The sequence below is a fragment of the Paraburkholderia lacunae genome (assembly GCF_003353175.1).
Classification (GTDB): Bacteria; Pseudomonadota; Gammaproteobacteria; order Burkholderiales; family Burkholderiaceae; genus Paraburkholderia; species Paraburkholderia lacunae.
On sequence record NZ_QHKS01000014.1, the window covers coordinates 15,710 to 42,256 of the forward strand.

The 26,547-nt window shown below is 63.5% G+C and carries 19 protein-coding genes; 14 read left to right on the top strand and 5 right to left on the bottom strand.

Translation table 11 applies throughout. The annotated features are described in order from the left end of the window. Positions 1 to 174 precede the first annotated feature (174 nt). From DLM46_RS21640 to DLM46_RS21660, 5 genes are all read left to right on the top strand, one after another. Positions 175 to 774: a TetR/AcrR family transcriptional regulator gene (locus DLM46_RS21640; protein WP_115103682.1), complete on the top strand. Its 600-nt coding sequence runs from the start codon at positions 175 to 177 to the stop codon at positions 772 to 774. A gap of 96 nt (positions 775 to 870) precedes the next feature. Further along, entirely contained in the window at positions 871 to 2,658 is a 1,788-nt protein-coding gene (locus tag DLM46_RS21645; protein WP_115103685.1) for an acyl-CoA dehydrogenase C-terminal domain-containing protein, read from the top strand. Positions 2,659 to 2,773: 115 nt separating this feature from the next. Continuing rightward, positions 2,774 to 5,209, top strand: coding sequence for a 3-hydroxyacyl-CoA dehydrogenase/enoyl-CoA hydratase family protein (locus tag DLM46_RS21650; protein ID WP_115103688.1), 2,436 nt, complete (start codon positions 2,774 to 2,776; stop codon positions 5,207 to 5,209). 81 nt (positions 5,210 to 5,290) lie between these two features. Then, positions 5,291 to 6,490, top strand: coding sequence for an acetyl-CoA C-acyltransferase (locus tag DLM46_RS21655; RefSeq protein ID WP_115103690.1), 1,200 nt, complete (start codon positions 5,291 to 5,293; stop codon positions 6,488 to 6,490). Between the two features lie 141 nt (positions 6,491 to 6,631). Further along, positions 6,632 to 7,402, top strand: coding sequence for an enoyl-CoA hydratase (locus DLM46_RS21660; RefSeq protein WP_115103693.1), 771 nt, complete (start codon positions 6,632 to 6,634; stop codon positions 7,400 to 7,402). A gap of 18 nt (positions 7,403 to 7,420) precedes the next feature. Here DLM46_RS21660 and fdhD read toward each other — a convergent pair whose 3' ends face one another. Next, complete coding sequence (gene fdhD / locus DLM46_RS21665; protein WP_115103695.1) at positions 7,421 to 8,260, bottom strand: formate dehydrogenase accessory sulfurtransferase FdhD; 840 nt, start codon at positions 8,258 to 8,260, stop codon at positions 7,421 to 7,423. Positions 8,261 to 8,414: 154 nt separating this feature from the next. Between fdhD and DLM46_RS21670 the strand changes: the two genes are divergently transcribed. Both DLM46_RS21670 and DLM46_RS21675 read left to right on the top strand, forming a co-directional pair. Beyond that, a complete protein-coding gene (locus DLM46_RS21670) occupies positions 8,415 to 8,891 on the top strand; it encodes a nitrate reductase associated protein (RefSeq protein ID WP_115103697.1) in 477 nt (158 codons plus the stop codon). Positions 8,892 to 9,213: 322 nt separating this feature from the next. Further along, on the top strand, positions 9,214 to 12,324 hold the full coding sequence (locus DLM46_RS21675; protein ID WP_115103699.1) for a sensor domain-containing protein: 3,111 nt from the start codon (positions 9,214 to 9,216) through the stop codon (positions 12,322 to 12,324). 53 nt (positions 12,325 to 12,377) lie between these two features. Here DLM46_RS21675 and DLM46_RS21680 read toward each other — a convergent pair whose 3' ends face one another. Beyond that, positions 12,378 to 12,992, bottom strand: a complete 615-nt coding sequence (locus DLM46_RS21680) for a glutathione S-transferase family protein (RefSeq protein ID WP_115103702.1) — start codon at positions 12,990 to 12,992, stop codon at positions 12,378 to 12,380. A gap of 160 nt (positions 12,993 to 13,152) precedes the next feature. On the opposite strand from DLM46_RS21680, the gene DLM46_RS21685 reads away from it, so the two are divergent. Further along, positions 13,153 to 14,058 carry a LysR substrate-binding domain-containing protein gene (locus DLM46_RS21685; RefSeq protein WP_115103704.1) on the top strand — a complete coding sequence of 302 codons (906 nt, stop codon included), beginning with the start codon at positions 13,153 to 13,155 and terminating at the stop codon, positions 14,056 to 14,058. Between the two features lie 12 nt (positions 14,059 to 14,070). Here DLM46_RS21685 and DLM46_RS21690 read toward each other — a convergent pair whose 3' ends face one another. Continuing rightward, positions 14,071 to 14,466, bottom strand: coding sequence for an acyl-CoA thioesterase (locus DLM46_RS21690; RefSeq protein ID WP_115103706.1), 396 nt, complete (start codon positions 14,464 to 14,466; stop codon positions 14,071 to 14,073). A 394-nt stretch (positions 14,467 to 14,860) separates the two neighbouring features. Between DLM46_RS21690 and DLM46_RS21695 the strand changes: the two genes are divergently transcribed. Next, positions 14,861 to 16,759 (top strand): ABCB family ABC transporter ATP-binding protein/permease, encoded by a 1,899-nt coding sequence (locus DLM46_RS21695; protein WP_115103708.1) that lies wholly within the window; start codon positions 14,861 to 14,863, stop codon positions 16,757 to 16,759. A 130-nt stretch (positions 16,760 to 16,889) separates the two neighbouring features. Here DLM46_RS21695 and murU read toward each other — a convergent pair whose 3' ends face one another. Continuing rightward, a complete protein-coding gene (gene murU, locus DLM46_RS21700) occupies positions 16,890 to 17,603 on the bottom strand; it encodes an N-acetylmuramate alpha-1-phosphate uridylyltransferase MurU (protein WP_115103711.1) in 714 nt (237 codons plus the stop codon). A gap of 3 nt (positions 17,604 to 17,606) precedes the next feature. Further along, complete coding sequence (locus DLM46_RS21705; RefSeq protein ID WP_115103713.1) at positions 17,607 to 18,686, bottom strand: aminoglycoside phosphotransferase family protein; 1,080 nt, start codon at positions 18,684 to 18,686, stop codon at positions 17,607 to 17,609. A 222-nt stretch (positions 18,687 to 18,908) separates the two neighbouring features. Here DLM46_RS21705 and DLM46_RS21710 point away from each other — a divergent pair, with 222 nt between their 5' ends. The 5 genes from DLM46_RS21710 to DLM46_RS21735 all read left to right on the top strand — a co-directional run bounded on the left by DLM46_RS21710 (position 18,909) and on the right by DLM46_RS21735 (position 26,299). Next, a complete protein-coding gene (locus DLM46_RS21710; protein WP_115103715.1) occupies positions 18,909 to 21,275 on the top strand; it encodes an LPS-assembly protein LptD in 2,367 nt (788 codons plus the stop codon). Between the two features lie 67 nt (positions 21,276 to 21,342). Next, positions 21,343 to 22,707, top strand: a complete 1,365-nt coding sequence (locus DLM46_RS21715) for a peptidylprolyl isomerase (protein ID WP_208866311.1) — start codon at positions 21,343 to 21,345, stop codon at positions 22,705 to 22,707. Between the two features lie 5 nt (positions 22,708 to 22,712). Further along, a complete protein-coding gene (gene pdxA / locus DLM46_RS21720; RefSeq protein ID WP_115103721.1) occupies positions 22,713 to 23,723 on the top strand; it encodes a 4-hydroxythreonine-4-phosphate dehydrogenase PdxA in 1,011 nt (336 codons plus the stop codon). A 108-nt stretch (positions 23,724 to 23,831) separates the two neighbouring features. Next, positions 23,832 to 24,698: a 16S rRNA (adenine(1518)-N(6)/adenine(1519)-N(6))-dimethyltransferase RsmA gene (gene rsmA, locus DLM46_RS21725; protein WP_115103724.1), complete on the top strand. Its 867-nt coding sequence runs from the start codon at positions 23,832 to 23,834 to the stop codon at positions 24,696 to 24,698. 488 nt (positions 24,699 to 25,186) lie between these two features. Next, the gene (locus DLM46_RS21735) at positions 25,187 to 26,299 is read left to right on the top strand and encodes a porin (RefSeq protein ID WP_115103727.1); all 1,113 of its coding nucleotides are present in this window, start codon (positions 25,187 to 25,189) and stop codon (positions 26,297 to 26,299) included. Positions 26,300 to 26,547 lie beyond the last annotated feature (248 nt).

Genomic DNA, 26,547 nt, shown 5'->3' on the forward strand with positions numbered 1-26,547 from the left:
ACGAGAAGGCGAACGCCTCTAAAAAATCTCCTTCGTCTGATTGACGGATGCCGCAGAATTGAATCCAGGTTAGAAACCGGTTTCTAATAAAGTCCTTGTTTCGCGGACGGCAGCACTCAATAATAGTACGGCCGTTCGATTTTCTTTCGGTCACATTAGAACGGTAAAAAAGCTATGCGAAAAGGCGAACAAACGCGAGCCGCGATTCTCGAAGCAGCACTCGATCTGGCAAGCCGCGACGGACTGGAAGGTCTGACGATTGGGCTGCTGGCCGATCGCATGCAGATGAGCAAAAGCGGTGTGTTTGCGCATTTCGGGTCGCGCGAGGATTTGCAGGTCGAAGTGGTGCGCGAATATCACCGTCGTTTTGAAGACGAGGTGTTTTTTCCGAGTTTGCGTGAACCGCGCGGCTTGCCGCGTCTGCGCGCAATGATCTCCCGCTGGATCGAGAAGCGCATTCAGGAAGTCACCACTGGGTGCATCTACATCAGCGGCGCGGTCGAGTATGACGACCGCGCGGACAACCCGGTGCGCGAGCAACTGGTGTCGAGCGTGACGATCTGGCGTGCGGCGCTCACTCGCGCGATTTCGCAGGCAATGGAAGAAGGGCATCTGCGTGCCGATACCGATCCGCAGCTGATGCTGTTCGAACTGTACAGCTTCACGCTCGGCCTGCATCACGACGCGCGCTTCCTGCATTTGCCGGATGCGGTGCGCCTCACGTGGGCCGCGCTTGAAAAACTGATTGTGTCGTATCAAAGCGAAAGCCGTTAGCGGGACCGCCGAACCTGAGCAGATTCAGCGGCGCTGAAGGTCCGATCCACGGACTGAGCAAACGGCCTGGCTTCTTGTCAAACTTTGGAGAGAGTCATGGGACAGTACGCCGCGCCGCTGCGCGACATGCAATTCGTGTTGCACGAGCTGCTTAACGTCGAAGCCGAAATCAAGCAGATGCCGAAGCACGCGGATCTCGATGCCGACACGATCAACCAGGTGCTCGAAGAGGCCGGCAAGTTCTGCTCCGAAGTCCTGTTCCCGCTGAATCAGAGCGGTGATCAGGAGGGCTGCACGTACGTCGGCGACGGCGTCGTGACCACGCCGAAGGGCTTCAAGGAAGCTTATCGACAGTACGTCGAGGCCGGCTGGCCCGCATTGGGCTGCGATCCGGAATACGGCGGCCAGGGCCTGCCCGCGTTCGTCAACAACGCGCTGTACGAAATGCTGAACTCGGCGAATCAGGCGTGGACGATGTATCCGGGCCTGTCGCACGGCGCCTACGAATGTCTGCATGCGCACGGCACACCGGAACTGCAGCAGCTTTATCTGCCGAAGCTGGTCTCCGGCGTCTGGACCGGCACGATGTGTCTGACCGAACCGCATTGCGGCACCGACCTCGGCATTCTGCGCACCAAGGCCGAACCGAACAGCGACGGTTCGTACGCGATCAGCGGCACGAAGATTTTCATTTCCAGCGGCGAACACGATCTCGCGGAGAACATCGTTCACCTGGTGCTCGCGCGTCTGCCGGATGCGCCGAAGGGTACCAAGGGCATTTCGCTGTTCATCGTGCCGAAGTTCGTGCCGAACCAGGCGGGCGAACCGGGCGAGCGCAACGGTGTGAAGTGCGGCTCCATCGAGCACAAGATGGGCATTCACGCCAACGCGACCTGCGTGATCAATCTGGATAACGCGAAGGGCTGGATGGTTGGTGAGCCGAACAAGGGCTTGAACGCGATGTTCGTGATGATGAACGCCGCGCGTCTGGGCGTCGGCATGCAAAGCCTCGGCCTCACCGAAGTCGCGTATCAGAACTCGCTGACGTACGCGAAAGAGCGTCTGCAGATGCGTTCGCTGACCGGCCCGAAGGCGCCGGACAAGGCGGCTGACCCGATCATCGTGCATCCGGACGTGCGCCGCATGCTGCTCACGCAGAAAGCCTATGCCGAAGGCGCACGTGCGTTCTCGTACTGGTCCGCGCTGCAAATCGACAAGGAACTGTCGCACGGCGACGAATCCGTGCGCAAGGAAGCGGCCGATCTGGTCGCGCTGCTCACGCCGATCCTGAAGGCGTTCCTGTCGGACAACGCGTTCGAAGGCACCAATCACGCGATGCAGATCTACGGCGGCCACGGCTTCATCGCCGAGTGGGGCATGGAGCAATACGTGCGCGACGCCCGCATCAACATGATCTACGAAGGCACTAACGCCGTTCAGTCGCTCGACCTGCTGGGCCGCAAGGTGCTCGGCGACATGGGCGCGAAGATGAAGAAGTTCGGCAAGCTGGTCGCCGAGTTCGTCGAAGCCGAAGGCGTGAAACCGGAAATGCAGGAGTTCGTCAACCCGCTCGCCGACATCGGTGAAAAGGTGCAGAAGCTGACGATGGAAATCGGCATGAAGGCAATGCAGAACCCGGATGAAGTCGGCGCCGCCGCCGTGCCGTATCTGCGCACTGTCGGCCACCTGGTGTTCTCGTACTTCTGGGCGCGCATGGCTCGCATCGCGCTGGACAAGGAAGCATCGGGCGACGCGTTCTACAAGGCGAAGCTCGCCACCGCTCGCTTCTACTTCGCGAAGCTGCTGCCGGAAACGGCGATGACGATCCGTCAGGCGCGCGCGGGTTCCAGGTCGCTGATGGAAGTCGACGAAGCGCTGTTCTAAGCCACATCACGGCAAGCGCCACGCCATCCAGAAACGCGTGGCGCTTCGCCAGGCCATACATCGCGAAACATACGAGACACATTCGCGACACCGCACAACTCCCCGGAGGAACGACGTGAGCAATCTGATCATTCGCAAGGTAGCCGTGCTCGGCGCCGGCGTGATGGGCGCGCAGATCGCGGCGCACCTGATCAACGCCAAGGTGCCCGTGCTGCTGTTCGACCTGCCCGCAAAGGAAGGCCCGAAGAACGCGATCGCGCTGAAGGCGATCGAAAACCTGAAGAAGCTGTCGCCGGCGCCGTTCGGCGTGAAGGACGACGCGCAATACATTCAGCCCGCGAATTACGACGACGACATCGAGAAGCTCGCCGAGTGCGACCTCGTGATCGAAGCGATCGCCGAACGGATGGACTGGAAGCACGACCTGTACAGGAAAGTGTCGCCGCACATCGCGCCGAGCGCGATCTTCGCGACCAACACCTCGGGTCTGTCGATCACCGAGCTGTCGCAAGGTTTCGCGGATGAACTGAAGGCGCGCTTTTGCGGCGTGCACTTCTTCAATCCGCCGCGCTACATGCACCTGGTCGAACTGATTCCGACCGCCGCGACGCGTCCGGAAATCCTCGATCAGCTCGAGTCGTTCCTGACGAGCGTGGTCGGCAAGGGCGTCGTGCGTGCGAAAGATACGCCGAACTTCATCGCGAACCGTGTCGGTATTTTCTCGATCCTCGCCGTCATGACCGAAGCCGCGAAGTTCGGCCTGCGTTTCGACGAAGTCGACGACCTGACGGGCAGCCGCCTCGGCCGCGCGAAATCGGCAACCTTCCGCACCGCGGACGTGGTCGGTCTCGACACGATGGCGCACGTTATCAAGACGATGCAGGACAACCTGAAGGACGATCCGTTCTTCCCCGTCTACGAAACACCGGCCGTGCTGGCCGAACTGGTGAAGAAGGGCGCACTCGGTCAGAAGACCGGCGGCGGCTTCTGCAGGAAGGAAGGCAAGACGATCAAGGTGCTCGACCCGAAGACGGGCGAGTATGTCGACGGCGGCGCAAAAGCGGACGAGCTGGTCGGGCGCATTCTGAAGCGTCCACCGGCAGAGCGTCTGAAGCTGCTACGCGAATCGGAGCACCCTCAGGCGCAGTTCCTGTGGTCGATTTTCCGCGACGTGTTCCACTACATCGGCGTGCATCTGGAGTCGATTGCGGACAACGCGCGTGATGTGGACCTGGCGATTCGCTGGGGCTTCGGCTGGAACGAAGGTCCGTTCGAAGGCTGGCAGACGGCAGGCTGGAAGCAGGTCGCGGAGTGGGTGCAGCAAGATATCGCGGCGGGCAAGGCGCTGTCGAGTACGCCGCTGCCGTCGTGGGTGCTGGAAGGCCCGGTCGCAGAGAAGGGCGGCGTGCATACGAACGAAGGGTCGTGGTCGCCGGCTTCGAACACGTTCGTGCCGCGCTCCTCTCTGTCCGTGTATGACAAGCAGGTGTTCCGCGCACCGCTGGTCGGCGAAACGGCGGCGGATCCCAGCACTTACGGCAAGACGCTGTTCGAAACCGATGCGGTCCGCGCATGGGTCGACGATCGCGCGGGCGAGAACGACGTGCTGATCGTGTCGTTCAAGAGCAAGATGAACACGATCGGACCGTCGGTGATCGACGGCCTGACGCAAGCTATCGAACTCGCCGAAAAGGACTACAAGGGTCTGGTCGTATGGCAGCCGACGTCGCTGAAACTCGGTACGCCGGGAGGCCCGTTCTCGGCCGGCGCGAACCTCGAAGAGGCGATGCCCGCCTTCATGATGGGCGGTGCGAAGGGCATCGAGCCGTTCGTGAAGAAGTTCCAGCAAGGCATGCTGCGCGTGAAATACGCGAGCGTGCCGGTCATCTCGGCCGTGTCGGGCATCGCGCTCGGCGGCGGCTGCGAACTCGCGCTGCACAGCGCGAAGCGCGTCGCACACATCGAAAGCTATCTCGGTCTGGTCGAAGTGGGTGTCGGTCTCGTGCCCGCGGGCGGCGGTCTGAAGGAAGCTGCGCTGCGCGCTGCGGAAGCGGCAAGCGCAGCCGGCGCAACCAATGACCTGCTGAAGTTCGTGCAGAAGTCGTTCGAAAACGCGGCGATGGCGAAGGTCTCGGCCTCCGCGCTCGACGCCCGCGCAATGGGCTACCTGAAACCGTCCGACACGATCGTCTTCAACGTGTTCGAACTGCTCGACGTCGCGAAGAAAGAAGCGCGCGCGTTGTCCGCTGCGGGCTATCGTCCGCCGCTGCGCGTGGTGCAGGTTCCGGTTGCCGGCCGCTCGGCAATCGCGACCATCAAGGCATCGCTCGTCAACATGCGCGACGGCCGTTTCATCAGCGAGCACGATTTCCTGATCGCGAGCCGCATCGCGGAAGCGGTGTGCGGCGGCGACGTCGAAGCGGGTAGCCTCGTCGACGAAGAATGGCTGCTGCAACTCGAGCGTCGTGCGTTCGTCGATCTGCTCGGCACGCAAAAGACGCAGGAACGGATCATGGGCATGCTGCAAACCGGCAAGCCGGTACGCAACTGAGCGACGAGCGGACAGCAACTATGTGCATGGGACCAGAGTAAGGCGCTAAAGCGCCAACTCTGGTCGACAAAGGAGCCTTAAATGACAAAGCAATTGCAAGACGCATACATCGTCGCCGCGAGCCGTACGCCGATCGGCAAGGCGCCGCGCGGGATGTTCAGGAACACGCGCCCGGACGAACTGCTGGTCCACTCGATCAGGTCGGCCGTGGCGCAGGTGCCGGGCCTCGACACGAAGGTGATCGAAGACGCGATCATCGGCTGCGCGATTCCGGAAGCCGAACAAGGGCTGAACGTCGCGCGGATGGGCGCGCTGCTGGCCGGCCTGCCGAACACGGTAGGCGGCGTGACGGTGAACCGCTTCTGCGCATCGGGTCTGACCGCGCTGGCGATGGCGGCTGACCGCATTCGCGTCGGCGAATCGGACGCGATGATCGCGGGCGGCTGCGAATCGATGAGCATGGTGCCGATGATGGGCAACAAACCGTCGATGTCGCCGCACATCTTCGATCGCAGTGAAGACTTCGGCATCGCGTACGGCATGGGCCTGACGGCCGAGAAAGTCGCCGAGCGCTGGAAGATCAGCCGCGAAGCGCAAGACGCGTTCTCGGTCGAATCGCATCGCCGTGCGATCGCCGCGCAGCAAGCCGGCGAATTCAACGACGAAATCGCCGCGTACACGATCGCCGAGCGCTTCCCCGATCTCGCCACCGGCGAAGTGAAGGTGAAGACCCGCGAAGTCGCACTCGACGAAGGTCCGCGTGCCGACACGTCGATGGAAGGCCTGGCGAAGCTGCGCACGGTGTTCGCGAACAAGGGCTCGGTGACGGCGGGCAACAGCTCGCAAACCTCGGACGGCGCGGGCGCGTTGATCGTGGTGTCGGAAAAGATCCTGAAGGAATTCAACCTGACGCCGCTCGCGCGCTTCGTCAGCTTCGCCGTGCGCGGCGTGCCGCCGGAAATCATGGGCATCGGTCCGAAGGAAGCGATTCCCGCCGCGCTGAAGGCTGCGGGTCTGAAGCAGGATGACCTCGACTGGATCGAACTGAACGAAGCGTTCGCCGCGCAGTCGCTGGCGGTGATCCAGGACCTCGGTCTGGATCCGTCGAAGATCAACCCGCTCGGCGGCGCGATCGCGTTGGGTCACCCGCTGGGCGCGACCGGCGCGATTCGTGCGTCGACGGTGGTGCACGGCCTGCGCCGCCGCAACTACAAGTACGGCATGGTGACGATGTGCGTCGGCACCGGCATGGGCGCGGCGGGCATCATCGAACGTCTGTAATCGTGTTCGCCCCGATCCCCGCGGGGACTCCCGCGTTGAACCCCGCGTTGAACCCCGCGTTGATCCCCTAAGGACCGCAGAATCGGTTCGCAGGCCGTCTGGCTTGCGAACCGTTTTTCCATTCAGCAGAAGTACGAGGAGATGACAATGGATATTCTGGTCGAGCGAGCGGACGGCGTGCTGACGATTGCCTTCAACCGGCCGGACAAGAAGAACGCGATCACGGCCGCGATGTATCAGACGATGGCTGACGCGCTGGTCGAGGCGCACGGCGACGCGTCGGTTCGGGCGATCCTGATTCGTGGCACTGTCGGAATTTTCAGCGCCGGCAACGATCTCGAAGACTTCATGAAGCAGCCGCCAGGCGGCGAAAATTCGCCGGTATTTCACTTCCTGCGTGCGATCAGCTCGGCGGAACAGCCGGTGGTGGTGTCGGTGGCGGGCCCGGCGGTCGGCATCGGCACAACGCTGCTGCTGCACTGCGATCTGGTCTACGCGGCGGAGACGGCGAGCTTCTCGCTGCCGTTCGCGCAGCTGGGGCTATGTCCGGAGGCGGCGTCGAGCTTGCTGTTGCAGCGCGTGGCCGGATATCAGGCAGCGGCCGAAAAGCTGCTGCTGGGCGAAGCGTTCGACGCGCGCGAGGCGCACCGGATGGGCTTCGTGAATCGCGTGCTGCCCGCTGCGGAAGTGGACGCGTTCGCGGCGGCACAGGCGGCAAAGCTGGCGGCGCTACCGGCCTCGTCGCTGCGCGTGACCAAGAGTCTGATGAAGCGCGCAAGCCAGCAGGAACTGCAAACGCAGATGACCGAGGAAGGGGGGCACTTCAGCAAGATGCTGCTCGCGCCCGAAGCGCGCGAGGCGTTCAAGGCGTTCTTCGAGAAGCGCAAGCCGGATTTCCGGCAGTTCGACTGAGCGCCGGCGCTCAGACGTTCAAGGCTGCGTCGGCTGCAACGTGTCGTAGTCGACGTAGCTGGTTTCGCGGCAGAAGCTGACGAGCCGCACGCCCGCCTTGCGCGCAATCGCAATCGCCAGCGAAGACGGCGCCGAAATCGTGGCGACCATGGGCACGTCGACGCGCGCCGCCTTGCGCACCAGCTCGTAGCTCGCGCGGCTCGACAGAAACACAAATCCCTCTTTGGTATCCGCGCGATCGAGCACCAGCTGGCCGATCAGTTTGTCGAGCGCGTTGTGGCGGCCGACATCTTCGAACGCGTAGCGGATTGCGCCTGCCGCATCGCACCATGCCGCGGCATGCAAACCGCCGGTCAGACGGGTCAGCGCCTGGTGATCGGGCAAGGCGCGCGCCGCCCGGGCGATCGCATCGGGCGCGAGCCGTTGCAGAAAACCGGTGTCCGGCACGCGTTCCGGTTGCAGATCCAGCAGATCGATGCTTTCGATCCCGCATACGCCGCAACCGGTGCGTCCGGCCAGCGCGCGGCGCTTTTCCTTCAGCGCGACGAATGCCTGCTGCACCACTTGCAATTGCACTTCGGCATGCGGCAATTCGCCGTCGTCATGCAGTTCGACTTCGATGTCCTGGATGTCGCTGCCGCGTTCCACGATCCCTTCCGAAATCGCGAAACCGACCGCAAACGCTTCCAGATCGCGCGGCGTGCACATCATCACCGCATGCGAAATGCCGTTGAATACGAGCGCGACCGGCCACTCCTGACCGACGTGATCGGTCACGGTTTCGACCGCCGTGCCGCGGTGCCGGCGCACCTGGCGCTCCACGGCGCCCGGCTGTCCGGCCGTTTCCAGTTCGTTCAATGCCTGACTCCTTTGCGATGCTGCGCGTCAGCGGCGCGAGGCCTTGCCCGGCGCCGAAAAGCGGCCCCAGTCCGCGCCGCTGTCACGCGAATAAGGTTCTAAAATACCCCAAGGCGGGTTTGCGCGTTGCCCGTCGCCAAAGGGGAATACTGTCATGGGACTCAACGAGGCACCGATTCTGTTCAACTTCGAAGTCGTGTCTTCGGAGAATTTCACGTTCATTCCGATGTCGGTGCGCTTCAATCTAGACCGCTTCGGGCTGCGTATTTCGCTTGCACAGTGGCAGTTGCTGCCGCTCGAGGACCGCAAGCTGCTGGCGCGTTTCCCGGTCGCAGAAGACGCGGAAATCGAGCCGAATTTCGATCACGCGCTATTCGAAATGCTGCGCACCCACGCGAACATCGAACCGGAGTGGTTCACGCCCGAGGAAGCACCTGCCTGGCGCCGCACGGATAGCGTACCGGAGGGCGTCGTGCACCAGGCGGGGCTCGCCAGTCTGCCCACGCCGGGCACCGCCGAATGGGCCGAACTCGATCCGTTCAAACGCTATGTGCTAGCCAAATTGTCGCGCAAGCCGGAAGGCAGCCACGACTTTGTTCCCGCGATGCGGGAATTCGGTCTGGCCGGGTAGGTTTCGCCGGGTCAGTCTGACCCGGTAGGTGCGGCCCGGTGGTGCGGCACGATGGTGCGGCCACGTAGGTAGGGCCGGCCAGGCCTGGCCGCTGACACCCCGAGCCGGCCGCGTTCAGCCTCGAAGCGGGCCGCCTCCGCGCATCTCGCATCCGCCGGTGGCCCGGAACGCTAGCGAATTTTTTCTCCCGGGCACCCTCAAGCTGTTCCGAACCCTGCCGTTATCCATGGGTTGGCGCGTAAAAGATCCAAAAGATCCATATCGGACCCATATCGAAGCGAACCCGCGCTCCCGCCGGCAGAACGATTGACGTTCGGAACCCATGACTCTCTTTTTATCGAAGCGGCTGCTGATCAATCTGGCGGTCGTCGCCGCAGCGGTCGGCGCGAACGCGTTCGTTGCCTATACGCAGATTTGCGATCAGCGCGACGCCGACGCGCTCATGCTGCGTTCGACGGGCGTGCGTCAGAATCTCGACGCCTACAATACGGCGCTCGACCATGGGCTGGCCGCGCTGGGCCGTTTCGAGGTGTCGGGCGAGGCGCCGCCTGCCGACGAGGGCGCCGTCATGATGACTTCGCTGGCCCGTCTGGAGCGCGAGTTGCGCAGCGAACTCGCCGGCGAGCCGGCCATGCTCGATACGCTGGACAAACTGAGCGCGGATAGCCACGCGCTGCAACGCGACATCGATGCCGCGCTGTCGCGCAGCGCGAGCGCCGCGCCGACCGGGTCGCGCGCCTGGGCGGCCTCGGACTACACACGTCTTGGCATGGCGCGGGACCACGTCGAAGCCGGGCTGGCGGCGCTGCAGGCGCGGGAGAATCATGCGCTGCAGGGCTCGCTCGCGGCCTCCACGCGCGAAAGCCAGCACGCGATCGTACTGCTGATCCTGACGATGCTGGCCGGCAGCGCGCTGCTGATCTATACGTTCGGCGTACGCGAAAGCAGTGCGCACGAAAAATTGCGCGCGGTCCGCGCGCTTGGCCGCAACGACGAGCGCTTTCGAGGCCTGTTCGACGATCATCCGGTGCCGATGTACATCTTCGATCGCGAGACGCTGCGCTTTCTGGCCGTCAACGCGGCCGCCGTCCAGCAATACGGCTACACCGAGAGCGAATTCCTCGGCATGACGATCCGCGCGATCCGCCCGGCTGGCGAAATCTCGCGTCTCGAATCGCACTTGCAGCGCAGCGACGTGGTGCCGCACCGCCGCACGATGGCGGGCATCTGGCATCACCGGCGCAAGGACGGCTCGACCATCAGCGCCGACATTTCGTATCACGCGATGAACTTCCTCGGCCGTGCCGCCTTGTTCGTGCTGGCTGACGACGTCACCGAGCAGATCAACGCGGAAGCCGAAGCGCAGCGCTCGAACCAGATGCTCGAGACGGTGATCGACAACATTCCGCAGCGCATTTTCTGGAAGGACCCGGAATCGCGTTATCTCGGCTGCAACATGGCGTTCGCGCGCGACGCGGGGCTCGCTTATCCGGAGCAGGTGGTGGGCAAGAGCGATGCCGATATGCCGTGGCGCGCGTTCGCCGACCTGTTCCGCGGGCACGACGAAGAGGTGCTGGGCACCGGTGTGCCGAAGATGAACTTCGAAGTCGACGTGGTCATCGGCGGCGTGCATCGTACGACGGTCACGAGCAAGCTGCCGTTCACCGACGGCGACGGCCACATCATCGGCGTGCTCGGCTCCTATACGGACATCACCGAGCGCAAGCGCGCCGATCTGGCCTTGCGTCTGCAAAGCCGCGCGCTCGATGCGAGCGTCAACGCGATTCTGATCACCGCGCCGTCGCCGGCGGGCAATCTGATCGAATACGTGAACCCCGCGTTCAAGCGCATCACCGGTTACGAGCCCGCCGAAATGATCGGCCACGATTGCCGCGTGCTGCAACGCGACGACCGCGATCAGGAAGGCGTCGCCGCGATTCGTCAGGCGCTGGCGGCGAACCGCGAAGTCAGCGCCGTGGTGCGCAACTATCGCAAGGACGGCGCGCTGTTCTGGAATCAGCTCTTCATCGCGCCGGTGCCGAACGCGGAGGGCGTGATCACGCATCACATCGGCGTGATCAACGATGTGACCGACCTGATGCGCTATCAGGAGCAACTCGAATACCAGGCCAACTATGACAGCCTGACGCGGCTGCCCAATCGCAACCTGCTGCGCGACCGCCTGCAGCATGCGCTGATCGTGGCGCACCGGCATCACAAGGGCGTCGCGGTGGTGTTCATCGATCTCGACGGTTTCAAGAACGTCAACGACAGTCTCGGCCATAGCGTCGGCGACCGCCTGCTGAGCGTGGTCGCCGAGCGGCTCGCTCGCTGTACGCGCACGAGCGACACGGTGGCGCGTCATGGCGGCGACGAGTTCGTGATCGTGATGACCGACACTGTCGACGAGCAATCGCTGATCGCGTGGATGGAGCGTGTGCGCGCCTCCATTTCCGAGCCGGTGTGGCTCGACGGTAACGAGTTGTACGTCGGCTGCAGCATGGGCGCGAGCCTGTTCCCGCAGGACGGCGACGACGCGGAAACGCTGATGAAAAAGGCCGACCTCGCGATGTATCGCGCGAAGGACATGGGCCGCAACACGTTCCAGTTTTATCAGCCTGAGATGAACGCGAGCGCGGGCGCGCGCTTGAACCTCGAACGGCGTTTGCGCCGGGCGTTGCGCGACCACGAATTCCTGCTGCACTACCAGCCGCAGGTGGATATCGGGAGCGGGCAGATTGTGGGCACCGAGGCGCTGGTGCGCTGGCGCGATCCGGAAGTCGGCTTGATCCCGCCGTCGTCGTTCATTCCGGTCGCGGAGGAAAGCGGCTTGATCGGGCCGCTGTCCGAGTGGGTGTTGCGCGAAGCGTGCCGGCAGAACAAGGCCTGGCAGGATGCGGGCTTGCCGCCGGCGCGGGTGTCGGTGAATCTGTCGGCGCGCGTGTTCCAGCAGCGCGATATCGCCAAGCTGGTGATGCAGGTGTTGTCGGAAACCGGCCTCGCGCCGCAATACCTCGAACTCGAACTCACCGAAAGCACGATCATGCGCAACGCCGAAGAAGCGGTGTCGATGCTCAACGAACTGCACGCGCTGGGCATCGGCCTCGCCATCGACGACTTCGGCACCGGCTATTCGAGCCTCAGCTATCTGAAACGCTTCCCGGTGGACCGCTTGAAGATCGACCGCTCGTTCGTGTCGGACATCGGCGTGTGCGGCGACGACGAAACGATCACTTCGGCGATCATTGCGCTCGCGCATTCGCTGAAGTTGCAGGTGATCGCGGAAGGCGTGGAGACCTCCGCACAACTCGATTTCCTTAAAGAGCGCGCGTGCGACGAGATGCAAGGCTTCTACTTCGCCAAACCGTTGTCGACGGAGGCGATCTCCGAGTTGTTCCAGGGCGGAGTGGGGCGGGAATTGGCCGCGGTTTGAGCGCTAGCGAGGGCTGTCGCAGCGCTCCGGTTCGACCTCATCCGCCAGCACGCTCAAACCGCCGGCGTATCCACGAAAACCGGCAACTGTTCGGCTGACGCGGAAAAAGCCTGCAGGCGGGGATACGCGGCCTTCACAACGATCTCCGGCAGGACCATCTGCGTGAAGTTCCACGCGACCGCCACCGCGACCTCCGCTGCGCCGAAGTGGTCCGCTTCGATCGGCAGCGGCGCTGTTGCCAGCTCTTCCTCCAGCTCGCGATAAGCGGCGAGCAACTGCTCGCTCACTCGATCGACCCACGGCTCATGCTGCTTCTCGGCCGGGCGCAGATTGCGTTCGTAGACGATCTGCACCGACTTCTCGCTAGCGGCCAGCGCCAGCCCCGTCAGGCGCGCGGCGCGCTTGCAGTGCGCCGGCTGCGACGGGAAGATGCGCTGCTCCGCGCCGGCGAGCGTGGCGACGTACTGAAGGATCACCGTCGAGTCCATCACGCGTTGGCCGTCGTCGAGCACCAGCGTGGGCGCTTTGACGACCGGGTTGATCTTCTTGAACTCGTCGTAGGTGCTGAATACGGAGATCGACTGGTGCTCGAAGTCGAGCTTCAGCAATTTGAGGCAGATGGCGACCCGGCGCACATAGGGCGAGTCGAGCATTCCGATCAGTTTCATCGCTTTTCCGTTAGAGGATCTATCATGGCGCGCCCAACTCCGCCGGCACGGGGCTATTTACCGATTGGGCGCCCCCCAGTTGCGTTCAAGCGATAGATTAAACATCTCGCGAGAGAAAAAGAAGCGACATTAATCGACGATTTCCGTCAGAATTCCTTACATGAAATCGATCCCGCCATTCGCCGCCCTCCGCTGCTTCGAAGCCGTCGCCCGGCTCGGCGGCGTGACGCGGGCCGCGCGCGAGTTGCACGTGACCCACTCGGCGGTCAGTCAGCAGATCAAGGTGCTGGAAGACGCGATGGGCGTAGCGCTATTTGTGCGCGAAGCCCGAGGTTTGCAGCTCACGGAGGACGGGCGGCTGTATGCGCTGGAAATACGGGCGGCGCTGCGCGATATCACGCACGCCACGCGTCGTGTGCAGGCGCGCCCTCACGAAAGCGAGCTGGTGATCGCAACCGTGCCGTCGTTCGCGCAGCATTGGCTCGTGCCGCGCCTTGCCAGCTTCCGCGAGGCCCACCCGTACTATCGGATCCGTTTGCTGACGAGTCTGCAGGTGGAGGATTTGCGCCACGGCGGGAGCGACATCGGCATCCGCATGGGGCAGGGCCATTGGCCGGATGTGGCGCAACAGAAACTGTTCGACGACGATGTGCTGATGGTCGCGGCGCCGCACTTCGCGAGCGGGCCTCACGGCCGCTTTCCGGTGACCGCCCAAGACGCGTTGGCGTGCCCGCTGATTTCCAGTCCGAACACGCCGTTGAGCGAATGGTGCGAGGCGGCGCAAGTGGCGGAGCCGCCCGCCGAGGCTATCGTCATGTCCGCGAACGATTCGAACATCGTGCTGGGTGCGGTATTGCTCGGGCAGGGCGTGGCGCTCGAGCGGCGCAGCCTGGTCGCGGGTGCGTTGGCGACGGGACAATTGGTGCAGATCACCGATATCCGCGTGCCGTATCGGTATCCCTACTGGCTCGTGTGGCCTCAACGCGAGAGCCTCAATGCCAGGCAGGCGCATTTCGCGCAATGGATCGAAGGGCAGGTCGACGAATATCTGCGCGGTGGCGGTTGAGCCTCGCGCCGTTCAATCCAGCACAGGCAATGCCCGCGGGCGCCGGTCGCCGTCGGTGGCGACGTAGGTCAAGGTCGCCTCGGTTACCTTCACGAGGTCTTCGGTCAGGCTCATGCGCTGCGCGTATACCTCGACCGACACGGTCACCGAGGTATTGCCGGTCTTCACGATATCCGCGTAAAAGCTCAGCAGATCGCCGACGAACACCGGCTGCTTGAAGACGAACGAATTGACCGCGATGGTCGCCACCCGCCCGTTGGCGCGGCGGCTCGCGGGAATCGAGCCGGCGATGTCCACTTGCGCCATGATCCAGCCGCCGAACACGTCGCCGTGCACGTTCGCGTCCGACGGCTGAGGCACGACGCGCAGCGCACAAGGCTTTTGCGGGAGTTGAAGGAGTTCGGTCATCGGGGCACCCTTGAGAAACGGATTGGCTCGGTCGGTTCGACCGGCAGGCGGGGGGATCTCACGACAACTGCACGAGACAACTGCACGAGACAACTGCACGAGACAACTGCACGAGACAACTGCACGAGACAACTGCACGAGACAACTGCACGAGACAACTGCACGAGACAACTGCACAGCAGCGGGCACGAGACAACTGCACAGCAGCGGGCACGTGGCCGACGGCCGGACAGCCCATGGAAAGCGGCGCCAGCCGGCTTCTGCGACAATAGAAAGATCAGGAATTGTACGGGAAAGCGCCCAGCCGGGTCGCGCGACAAAAAGCAGTTTGCCAACTGCCGGTCGGCGCGCCGCTGCGAACTCCGTCGCTTCCACACTCTCCCCAGCCGATCCCATGCGCCGCACACCTTCCTCCGAACCATCGCCGATCTCGACCCAGCCGCGCAACGACTGGCAGACGATCCTCTCGTTGCTGCCCTACCTCGCCACCTACAAATGGCGCGTCGTCTTCGCGCTGAGCTGCCTGATCGGCGCGAAGATCGCCAACCTCGGCGTGCCGGTCGTGATGAAGCGGATCGTCGACAGCCTCGCGTCGGTGCAGCATCTGACCGCGCTCGGCCGCGCGCAGGATTCGCCGGGCATCGTGTTGCTGGGCGGCGTCGGCTTGCTGGTGGTCGCGTATGCGGTGGTGCGGCTCTCCACGTCGCTCTTCACCGAGTTGCGCGAGATCCTGTTCTCGAAGGTGACCGAGAGCGCGGTGCGGCAACTCGCGTTGAAAGTGTTCCGCCATTTGCATGCGCTGTCGTTGCGGTTTCATCTCGAGCGGCAGACGGGCGGCATGTCGCGCGATATCGAACGCGGCACGCGCGGCATCACGCAGCTCATTTCGTATTCGCTGTACAGCATTCTGCCGACGCTCGTCGAAGTCGGCCTCGTGCTCGGTTTTTTCGTCGTCAAATACGAGGCGTATTACGCGATCGTCACCTTCATTGCGCTTGCCGCGTACATCACGTTTACCGTGAAAGTGACCGAATGGCGTACGCATTTTCGCCGCACGATGAACGATCTCGATTCAAAGGCGAATTCGCGTGCGATCGATTCGCTGCTCAACTACGAGACCGTCAAATATTTCGGCAACGAAGAGTGGGAAGCGCGGCGCTACGACGAGAACCTGAAGCGCTACCGGGCGGCCGCGATCAAGTCGCAGAACTCGCTGTCGGCGCTGAACTTCGGACAGCAGGCGATCATCGGCACGGGGCTCGTGTTCATCCTGTGGCGCGTGACTGAAGGCGTGATGGCCGGACGCCTCACGCTCGGCGATCTGGTGTTGATCAACACCTTCATGTTGCAGCTTTATATTCCGCTGAATTTTCTCGGTGTCGTGTACCGGGAGTTGAAGCAGAGTCTCACCGATATGGACCGGATGTTCACGCTGCTCGGCGCCTCGCGGGAAGTGCCCGACATACCGGATGCGCCGGCGTTGCGGGTGAGCGGCGCGCAGGTGCGGTTCGAACAGGTGAACTTCGCGTACGAACCGGCGCGGCAGATTCTGCACGATGTGAGTTTCACGATTCCGGCGGGCACCACCACGGCGGTGGTCGGCCACAGCGGCTCGGGCAAATCGACGCTCGCGCGGCTGATGTTCCGTTTCTACGATCTGGACCGTGCGAGCGGCGGCGCGATCGTTATCGACGGCCAGGATATTCGCGATGTGACGCAAGATTCGCTGCGCACGTCGATCGGCATCGTCCCGCAGGACACGGTGCTGTTCAACGATTCGATCTACTACAACATTGCCTATGGCCGCCCGTCGGCCACGCGAGAAGAGGTGATCGCGGCGGCGCGCGCGGCGCATATTCATGAGTTCATCGAAGGTTTGCCGAAGGGCTATGACACGCCCGTCGGCGAACGTGGGTTGAAATTGTCCGGCGGTGAAAAGCAACGCGTCGCGATTGCGCGGACCATTCTGAAGAATCCGCCGATCCTGCTGTTCGACGAAGCCACCTCCGCACTCGATTCGCGTTCGGAGCGCGCGATCCAGCACGAACTCGATCAGATCGCACGCGAGCGCACGACGCTGATCATCGCGCACCGGCTCTCGACCGTGGTGCACGCTCAGCAGATCATCGTGATGGACAAAGGGCGCATCGTCGAGCGCGGTACGCATGCGGAATTGCTGACGGCGAACGGGCTGTTCGCGCAGATGTGGGCGTTGCAGCAGCAACGCGCGGCGCAGGCGCCCGAGGCGGTGGAAACGGTAGGCGCGGGAGAGGGCGGAGCCGGCGGGCGGTGAGCAAGACGCGGTGGGATATGCCGTGCTTGCTCGTCGCGTTGCGCGTCGAACGTCGAGCGTCGAACGTCGAATATCGAACGCCCGGCGGCGAGTTGGCGCACTGTATCCACCAACGCCGGACGTTCGACGCTTAGCGCGCGCTCAGGTGTCGATCGAGGTCTTGCAGCTGCGCCGGTGTGCCGACGTTCTCCCACAAGCCTTCATATAACTCGCCGCTCGCAAGGCCGCGCGCAATCGTGTCCCGGTAGTACGGCGTGAGCGCGCGCTGCGTGCCGCGCGGCAGATCGCGAAACATGCGCGTGTCGTACAGGCCGATATTGCCGAACGTGAAGCGCGCTTGCGCGTCGAGCGACAACACGCCGTCGATCAAACCAAAATCGCCGTTCGGATGAAACACCGGGTTCGGCACCATGACCAGATGCATGCCCGGTTCGGGCAACTTCGCAAGCTTGTCGGCGCGCGCATTCAGCGTCGCGTAATCGAAATCCGCATACACGTCGCCGCTGACCGCGACGAACACTTCGCTATGGCCGCTGTCTTCCAGCAGCGGCAGCGCCTGCACGATGCCGCCGGCGGTTTCCAATGCTTCGTGCTCGGCCGAGTAGCGCAGTTGCACGCCCCAGCGCGAACCGTCGCCAAGCGAGCCTTCGATCTGCTCGCCGAGCCACGCGTGGTTGATGACGATGGTCTGAAAGCCGGCGCGCGCGAGCCGTTCGATCTGCCAGACGATCAGCGGCTTGCCGCCCGCTTCGAGCAAGGGCTTAGGGCACGTGTCGGTCAACGGACGCATCCGTTCGCCGCGGCCCGCGGCGAAAATCATCGCTTTCTTCAGAGACATCGTCATCGATCAGAACGTGTAGCCGACTTCATTCGCGCGGCCTTCGAGATCGTCGAGCAGCTTCGCGAAGGGGCGCAGCGGCGCGTAGCGTTCGGCGACCTTGCGTGCATAGCCGATGAAACGCGGCAGATCCGACATGTAATGCGGTTTGCCGTCGCGGTAGTGGATCCGGCAGAACAGGCCCAGCACCTTGATGTGCCGTTGCAGACCCATCCATTCGAGCTGGCGGTAGAACTCGCCGAAATCCGGGTCGACCGGCAGGCCGGCTTTTTTCGCGCGCTCCCAGTAGTACACGAAGCAATCCAGTTCGAACTCTTCGTCCCAGCTGAGGAACGCATCGCGCAGCAGCGACGCGACGTCGTAGGTGATCGGGCCGTACACCGCGTCTTGGAAGTCGAGCACACCGGGGTTGGCGGGGTTGGGCGCCGAAGCGATCATCAGATTGCGCGGCATGAAATCGCGCAGCATGAACACTTGCGGCTGCGCCCGGGCGCTCGCGATCAGCAGCGCGAAGGTGCGCTCGAGCACCCCGCGGGTCTTTTCGTCGACCTCGCGCCCCAGATGCCGGCCGATGAACCACTCCGGCATCAGCTCCATCTCGCGGCGCAGGAAGGCTTCGTCGAACGGCGGCAGCACGTCCTCGCGCGAGGTGAGCTGCCAGCGGATCAACGCGTCGAGCGCGTCGCACATCAGCGTGCGGGCGCGGCGCGGGTCGGCGTCGTGCTGGGCGCCTTGCAGCGCGCCGAGGTACGACGCGGTGCCCAGATCGGTGACGAGCATGAATCCCGCGTCGAAGTCGACCTCCAGCACGCGCGGCACATGCACGCCGGCCGCTTCGAGCAACCGCGCGATCTGCACGAATTCGCGGCACTTTTCGGGCGGCGGCGCATCGACGGCGATTAGCGTGCCGATGCTTTCGCCTTCCGCCGCCTTACCGCCAAGGCGGAAATAGCGGCGAAAACTGGCGTCGGAGGAGGCCGGTGCAAGTGTGGCAAGCTCCAGCGCAAAGCGCGCTGCATGGCCGTTCAGCCAGATGGTGAGCAGGTCGAGGCGGGTATCGGTTGTGTCTTGGGAAGGGGGTAGCGTCATGAAAACCGGCGGCAAATTCAGAGGGGCAACGTCTTGCCATATAATACCCCACGACTTTTTTGACGCGGCTCACGCCGGCTTTCGCGTATTCCGCTTTACCGCCTGCCTTATCGTTCGAGAGATTGTAAATATTGATGTGCAGCCGACTGTCACGGTCGAGGTGTGCAGGCGGTGGATCGTGACTGCAGAAGCTGACGGACGGGCCGATTCGCCAAACGATACATGCCGCCTAGACAGCTTTCCCAAACGACTCCCTCTTGTGCCGGCGTGCCGCGCAAAAGGCGGCTCGTCGCGGCGTTGATCGCCGTTCCGGGCCTGATGCCCGCGCTTGCGCACGCCCAGTTGACGGGGGAAGCCGCGCAGCCGCAGCCTATCGACGCCCCCTGGGGCATGCAACTCGCCCCGCAGCTCGAAGAACATCTGTTGCAGCCGGGCCAGAAGCCGGCCGCCTTCGTGCTCGGCGACTCCACCAGCGGCACCACCGATCAGGACATGGCCGCCAAGGGCTCGGCCGAGATTCGCCGCAATACGCTCGTGATCAAGGCCGACGCGCTGCATTACGATCAGGACACGGACCTGGCCGACGCCTACGGGCAGGTCCACGTGATCAACAACGGCAATACGTTCGTCGGCCCCGAAGCGCATCTGCAAGTGGATTCGAGCGAAGGCTTCATGAGCGCGCCGAAGTACCACTTCAACCTGACGGGCGGTTCGGGCAGCGCGGAGCGCGTCGATCTGCTCGACAACGAGCGCTCGGTGTTCACGCACGGCACCTACACGGCCTGTGCGTGCGTGGACGATCCGGCGTGGTACATCAAGGGCAGCGAATTCGACTTCGACACCGGTGCGGACGAAGGCGTCGCGCACAACGGCGTGCTGTTCTTTCAGGGCGTGCCGGTGTTCGCTTCGCCGTGGCTGTCGTTCCCGCTGTCGGGCGAGCGCCGCAGCGGCCTGCTGCCGCCCACGTTCTCGCTCAGTTCGGGCAACGGCTTCGAACTGTCGGTGCCGTATTACTTCAACATCGCGCCGAACCGCGATCTGACGGTCACACCGCGTCTGATCTCGAAGCGCGGCGTGCAGTTGCAGTCGACGTTCCGCTATCTGTCGCCGACCTATTCCGGCTCGATTACCGGCGAGTTCCTGCCGAACGACCGCCTGACGAAGACCAACCGCTACGCGCTGTACATCCAGCACAACCAGAACTTCGGCAACGGGTTTGGCGGCTACATCTACTACAACAAGGTCTCGGACAACACGTATCCGGAAGACCTGTCGTCGTCGGTCAGTCAGTTCATGAACGGCACCCAGCTCCTGTATCAACAGGAAGCCGGGTTGACCTACAACAACGGCCCGTGGTCCGTGCTCGCCCGCGAGCAGCACTGGCAGACGCTGACGCCTTCAGTGGCGCCGTATGGCCGCGAGCCGCAGTTGAACGTGAAGTACGCGAAGTACAACGTCGGCGGCTTCGACTTCGGCTCCGAAGCGGACTACACGAATTTCCGCATCACGACCGCGGACAAGACCGAAGGTCAACGGGTGATGTTCAACCCGTACGTCTCGTATTCGGTGGTCGGGCCCGGCTACTTCGTCACGCCGAAGGTGCAATGGCACTTTGCGTCGTACAACCTGCGCAATATCAGCGGGGACGTGCCCACCGGCACGCCGAAGAACTTCACCGAATCGATCCCGACGCTCAGCTTCGACAGCGGGCTGATCTTCGACCGTTCGGTGCGGATCTTCGGTCAGGATTACATTCAGACGCTGGAGCCGCGGCTCTACTACGTGTACACGCCGTACCGCAACCAGGAGTCCGCGCCGCTGTTCGATACCGCCGACTCCGACTTCGGCCTGGCGGAAATCTTCACGCCGAACACCTTCGTCGGCAACGACCGTATCGCCGACGCGAACCGCCTGACCGCGGCCCTCACCACGCGCTTCATCAATCCGGCTACCGGCGACGAACGCGCGCGCTTTGTGCTCGCACAGCAGTACTATTTCCGGGATCAGCGCGTCACGCTGCTGCCTACCCAGACCAGCACGCAAGCCACCCATTCGGACCTGATCGCGGGTGCGTCGCTCAAGCTCGGGGCCGGTTTCGCGTCGGAAACGGCGTTCCAATATAATGCCGACAACAACCAGTTGGTGAAAACGAGCGTCGGTTTCGGGTTCAGTCCGGGCACCGGCCGGGTGGTCAATGTCGGGTACCGCTACACCCGCGCGAACACCACGCTGGACAATCAGCCGATCAATCAGGTGCTGGTCTCGGGGCAATGGCCGTTGTCCCATCGGGTGTTCGGGGTGGGCCGTTTCAATTACGACCTGGGCGGGCACCGGATCGTCGACGGTCTGGTCGGCCTGCAATACGACGCCGACTGCTGGACGTTCGGCGCCGGGATCCAGCGCTATGCGAACGGTCTGAATACCTCGGGGCAGCATCAGGCTGGCACGCGGTTTCTCGCGCAGTTGACGTTCAAGGGCTTGTCGAGCGTCGACAACGGGCTGATGGCCGCATTCCGCTCCAGCGTGGCCGGCTACACGCCGTTGCCGCCACCACCGCCGCCGGAAGCGCGTTTCACCAATTACGAGTGACGCTCGTCCGATCATTTATAGAATGCGAAAAGACGGGCCAGGCGCGCCCGACATCATTGGAGTATCTGTGGCAATCATGAAAAAGCTTCGCTTGGCAACGCTTGCGGCCGGTCTCGCCGCCACGGCGTCTCTCCTGTCGGTCGCGCCGGTTCAGGCGCAGGCGCTGCGCGGCAATAGCGGCCAGACGGTCGACACCATCGCCGCGGTGGTCAACAACGGCGTCATCACGCGGCGCGAGCTCGACGAACGCATGGGCCTGATCAGCCGCCGGCTGAACCAGCAGAACGCGCCGGTGCCGCCGGCCGATCAGCTGCGCCAGCAGGTGCTCAACCAGATGGTGCTGGAGCGCATCCAGCTGCAGAAGGCCAAAGAAATCGGCATCAATATCGACGACGCGGCCGTGCAAAAAACGCTCGAACGGCTCGCGCAGGCGAACAACATGACGCTCGAGATATACCGCGCGCGCATCGAGGCGCAAGGCGTGCCCTGGAGCACGTTCACGAGCGACGCGCGGACCGAACTCACGCTCTCGCGTTTGCGCGAGAAGGAAGTGGACAGCAAGGTCACGGTGTCGGACGCGGAAGTCGCGAACTACATCGCCAGTCAGCGCGGCCCGAACGCCGCTCTGACGAGCGACCTGCATTTCGAGCACATTTTGCTGAAGGCGCCGATGAACGCGCCGGAAACCGACATCGAAGCGGCCCAGAAAAAGGCCCAGGCGCTGCTGACGGAAGCCACGGGCGGCGCCAATTTCGAAAAGCTCGCGAAGTCGAATTCGCAGGCGCCGGATGCCTCGAAAGGCGGCGATATGGGTTTTGTGACGCCGTCCAGGCTGCCGCCTGAATTCGTCAAGGCCGCCGCGGCATTGCGCCCCGGTCAGGTCAACCCGGATCTGATCCGCACGAACGACGGCTTCGAAGTCGTGCGCCTCGTCGATCGCCGCTCAGGCCAGGGCACGGGCTCGGCGGATGCGCCGAAGCTCGTGCAGACGCACGTGCGCCACATTCTGCTGCGCGTCGGCGACGGCATGTCCGAGCCGCAAGCGCGTCAGAAGCTGCTCGATATCAAGAACCAGATCGCCGCGGGCGGTGACTTCGCGAAGTTCGCTCACTCGTACTCGCAAGACGGTTCGTCGTCGCAAGGCGGCGACCTGGGCTGGATCAGCCCTGGCGAGACGGTGCCGGAATTCGAGCGCGCGATGAACAGCCTGCAGGACGGCCAGATCAGCGATCCGGTGCGCAGCGAATACGGCTACCACCTGATCCAGGTGCTGGCTCGCCGTGAGGCGGAAGGCTCGGTTTCGCAGCAGATGGATCTGGCGCGTCAGGCAATCGGTCAGCGCAAGGCGGAGCAGGCCTACTCCGACTGGCTGCGTGAATTGCGCGACACTGCGTATGTCGAAGTGAAACCCGTTCAAGCGAACGTGCAATAAACGCCATGACAACCGCCGCCCAGTCCGCCAGCACCCCGTTGCAAATCGCGATCACGACCGGCGAACCGGCCGGCGTCGGTCCCGAGTTGACAGCGCAGGCGCTGGCCGGGGCGGCGGCGCATTGGCCCGGTGCGCAGTTCACCGTGCTGGGCGACGCCGGTCTGCTCGCCGAGCGGGCCCGTGCGGTGGGCGTGGATTGGGCCGCGCTGACGGCGGACGGCAAGCGCGTGCGCATGCAGCATCGGCCGCTCGGCGCACCGTCGCTGGCAGGCAAGCTCGACGCGGCCAACGGCCGCTACGTGCTCGATCTGCTCGACAGCGCGATCGACGGCGCAGTGGCCGGCACGTTCGACGCGATCGTCACCGCGCCGCTGCAAAAAAGCACCATCAACGATGCCGGTGTGCCGTTTACCGGCCACACGGAATACCTGGCGGAACGCACGCACACGCCGCGCGTGGTGATGATGCTGGCCGGCACCGGCAAGCGCCCGTTGCGCGTCGCGCTCGCCACCACGCATCTGCCGCTGAAAGACGTGTCGGCGGCGTTGTCGATCGACAGCATCGGCGAGACGCTGCGCATCATCGATCACGACCTGCGCCACCATTTCGGTTTGCCCGCGCCGCGCATTCTCGTGACCGGTTTGAATCCGCACGCGGGCGAAAACGGTTATCTGGGCCGCGAGGAAATCGACGTGATTACGCCGGCGCTGAAGCTCGCGAACCATCAGGGCATCGATGCGCGGGGTCCCTATCCGGCCGACACGCTATTCCAGCCGCGCTATCTGAACGAAGCCGATTGCGTACTCGCGATGTTCCACGATCAGGGCTTGCCGGTGCTGAAGTACGCCACCTTCGGCGAAGGCATCAACATCACGCTCGGTTTGCCGATCATCCGCACGTCGGTCGATCACGGCACCGCGCTCGATCTGGCCGGCACCGGCCGCGCCGACTCCGGCAGCCTGATCGCCGCGATCGATACGGCCGTGTCGATGGCGCAGCACCGCCGCGCGGGCTGATTCGCTCGGTTCATTGCCTGCAAACATCGTTTCACCTGCAGCACTTGACCCCCATCGCTTCACAGGCGTTTTCTTTTTTTAAGCAGTTCTCTTCCTGGCGTTTCTTAGATGTCCACCAGCAGACCGCAACGGGCCCAGCATCAGGGTCATACCGCACGCAAGCGTTTCGGCCAGAATTTTCTGGTCGATATGGGCGTGATCGATTCGATCGTCGATGTGATCCGGCCGCAGCGCGGCGAGCGCATGGTCGAAATCGGGCCGGGGCTGGGGGCGCTCACCGAGCCGCTGATCGAACGCCTCGCGACGCCTGAAGCGCCGTTGCACGCGGTCGAACTGGATCGCGATCTGATCGGCCGACTCAAGAAGAAATTCGGCGACCTGCTCGAACTGCATGCGGGCGACGCGCTCGCGTTCGACTTCGGTTCGCTGGCCGCGCCGGGAGAAAAGGCGTCGCTGCGGATTGTCGGCAATCTGCCGTACAACATTTCGAGCCCGCTGCTGTTTCATCTGACGTCGTTCGCGCATCGCGTGATCGATCAGCACTTCATGCTGCAGAACGAAGTGGTCGAGCGGATGGTGGCGGAGCCGGGTACCAAGGCGTTCAGCCGGCTCTCGGTGATGCTGCAATACCGTTATGTGATCGACAAGCAACTCGACGTGCCACCCGAAGCGTTCCAGCCGCCGCCGAAGGTCGATTCGGCGATCGTGCGGATGATCCCCTACGCGCTGCACGAATTGCCGCCGGTGGACGTGCGCGTGCTCGGCGAAGTGGTGACGGCGGCGTTCTCGCAGCGGCGCAAGATGCTGCGCAATACGTTGGCGGCCTATCGCGACCTGGTGGATTTCGACGCGCTCGGCTTCGATCTGCAACGCCGCGCCGAAGACGTGCCGGTCGCCGACTATGTGCGCGTGGCGCAGGTCGTGGCGGCGCTGCCGTCGCACGGCGCCGCGGCCGCCGGGACCGGCGACGCCTGAGTTTCGGAGGCGCGCTGCGTCCTGCGGCGCGCTCAAAGAACCCATTTCTTGCCCGCCTCGCCTAAGCGGCCACCCGCTTAGGCCGCCCGCTTAGGCAGCGCATTGACGAGCGCAATGCCGGTCAGCACCCGCTCCGCGGCCAGCGGAAAACGCAGGCTGAGCGACTCGCCAGGCAGCAGCACGCGCCCCCACCGCCTACGCGTACTTCTTACATCCCGCAAGTAGTTCGCTGACTTAACGGCACCTGCGCAACACCTGCAGCAGTCTGTTTCCTGACTGTGTCCGTTTCAGGATAAGGTTCACCGACGCATATTTCGTCACGTCATTGCCGGTACTTCGCATCAGGCGAAGTGCCGGCAGCTGAAAAGACAGGATGCCTATGCGTCACACTGCGGACCATCCGCCTGAAAACCTGATCGATGCATGCCCGAAGAGCAAAGCGAACGCACGCTCTTCGCGCGCAAGCGGAACCAGTTTGGGGAGACGGTATGAAGAACGTGAGCAACTGGGCGGTGGTGGCGGTGCCCGCGGCATTGGCCTGTCAGATGGCGTACGCGCAATCGAGCGTGACGCTGTACGGCGTGGTCGACGAGAGCGTGCGGTATCTGACCCACGCGAACAAGGCCGGCGATTCTTCGATTGCGCTCGGCACCGGCGGCATGACCCAGAGCCGGTGGGGACTGAAGGGCGTCGAGGATCTGGGCGACGGCTGGTCCACGTTCTTCAAGCTCGAAGACCGTCTTTACATCAATAGCGGGCAAAGCGACCCCACCTTGCCTTTCTTCAACGAAGCTCAAGTGGGCGTGCGCTCGAACTCCTATGGCCAGGTGATCCTGGGCCGTCAGTACAACGTGATGATCGAAGGCGTCACGATCGGCGGCTACGGCAGCAATCCCTGGATTCCGTACGATTTCAGCTTCCAGCCGGAAGTGACGATGACCGGCGGCATCTGGACCAGTAACCAGGTGCAGTATCAGGCGCACTACAACGGTCTGATGTTCGCCGCCGGCTATGCGTTCGGCGGCAACGCGGGAAATTCATACGGCAGTCAGATCGGCGCTGCGGCCGCCTATGCGCCAAAAGGCGGTCCGTTCACCGTTGGCGGCGCGTACGAGGAGTCGAAAGACTCGGTCAACGGTGCGGCCTCGAAGGCGTGGAGCTTCGGCGGTTCGTACACATGGGACAAGACGCGTTTTGCGGCCGGTTACATCGTCAATCAGAACGAAGCCGCCTTTTCGAGCTTCGCCAACGGTCCGTTCAGCGCGTCTGCGCTCGCCGCGCTCAAGTACACCGACTTTGCGCGGCGTCGCATGATCATGGGCGGGATCACGCAGCAGGTCGGCAACGCGTGGCATTTCGCCGCGAATGTGTGGCGCACGCTGCAGGACGGCAAGAAGCCGTCTCAGGACGGCTCGGCATGGCAGTATCAACTGGTCGCCGATTACAACCTGTCGAGGCGCACCGATGTTTATCTGGAAGGCGATTACTCGTTGTATCGGGGTGACCTGATCGGCGCTCAGCTGCAGGGCGTCAACGGCATCGGGCTGGCGCAGAAGGGGACGCAGGTCGGTCTGATGGCGGGCCTGCGGCATCAGTTCTGATTACCCGCTCTCATCCCCGACTTCCACGCGTGGCTTCAATGCGCGTGCGCGGTTTTAACCCTCGGTTTCAACACGCGCGTTCGAGCCGCCGCTTCGAACGTTGTCGATCGATCAATGCAAAGCCGGCCGCGCCGGTCACCAGCAGCAACACGCCGGTCACAGCGAAGCCGATTTCATAGCCGCGTGCGGCGAGTTCCGCACTCTGCAGCGAAGCGCGATTCCGGTTACATTGACGTTCTCGACGTTAC

What these genes read in the sequence shown, in the direction of transcription:
- DLM46_RS21735 (WP_115103727.1), top strand. Translation starts at nt 25,187, where the DNA reads ATGAAGAACGTGAGCAACTGGGCGGTGGTGGCGGTGCCCGCGGCATTG.
- DLM46_RS21685 (WP_115103704.1), top strand. Translation starts at nt 13,153, where the DNA reads ATGAAATCGATCCCGCCATTCGCCGCCCTCCGCTGCTTCGAAGCCGTC.
- DLM46_RS21640 (WP_115103682.1), top strand. Translation starts at nt 175, where the DNA reads ATGCGAAAAGGCGAACAAACGCGAGCCGCGATTCTCGAAGCAGCACTC.
- murU (WP_115103711.1), bottom strand. Translation starts at nt 17,603, where the DNA reads ATGACGATGTCTCTGAAGAAAGCGATGATTTTCGCCGCGGGCCGCGGC.
- DLM46_RS21660 (WP_115103693.1), top strand. Translation starts at nt 6,632, where the DNA reads ATGACAATGGATATTCTGGTCGAGCGAGCGGACGGCGTGCTGACGATT.
- DLM46_RS21690 (WP_115103706.1), bottom strand. Translation starts at nt 14,466, where the DNA reads ATGACCGAACTCCTTCAACTCCCGCAAAAGCCTTGTGCGCTGCGCGTC.
- DLM46_RS21695 (WP_115103708.1), top strand. Translation starts at nt 14,861, where the DNA reads ATGCGCCGCACACCTTCCTCCGAACCATCGCCGATCTCGACCCAGCCG.
- pdxA (WP_115103721.1), top strand. Translation starts at nt 22,713, where the DNA reads ATGACAACCGCCGCCCAGTCCGCCAGCACCCCGTTGCAAATCGCGATC.
- rsmA (WP_115103724.1), top strand. Translation starts at nt 23,832, where the DNA reads ATGTCCACCAGCAGACCGCAACGGGCCCAGCATCAGGGTCATACCGCA.
- DLM46_RS21675 (WP_115103699.1), top strand. Translation starts at nt 9,214, where the DNA reads ATGACTCTCTTTTTATCGAAGCGGCTGCTGATCAATCTGGCGGTCGTC.
- DLM46_RS21655 (WP_115103690.1), top strand. Translation starts at nt 5,291, where the DNA reads ATGACAAAGCAATTGCAAGACGCATACATCGTCGCCGCGAGCCGTACG.
- DLM46_RS21670 (WP_115103697.1), top strand. Translation starts at nt 8,415, where the DNA reads ATGGGACTCAACGAGGCACCGATTCTGTTCAACTTCGAAGTCGTGTCT.
- DLM46_RS21710 (WP_115103715.1), top strand. Translation starts at nt 18,909, where the DNA reads ATGCCGCCTAGACAGCTTTCCCAAACGACTCCCTCTTGTGCCGGCGTG.
- DLM46_RS21680 (WP_115103702.1), bottom strand. Translation starts at nt 12,992, where the DNA reads ATGAAACTGATCGGAATGCTCGACTCGCCCTATGTGCGCCGGGTCGCC.
- DLM46_RS21645 (WP_115103685.1), top strand. Translation starts at nt 871, where the DNA reads ATGGGACAGTACGCCGCGCCGCTGCGCGACATGCAATTCGTGTTGCAC.
- DLM46_RS21705 (WP_115103713.1), bottom strand. Translation starts at nt 18,686, where the DNA reads ATGACGCTACCCCCTTCCCAAGACACAACCGATACCCGCCTCGACCTG.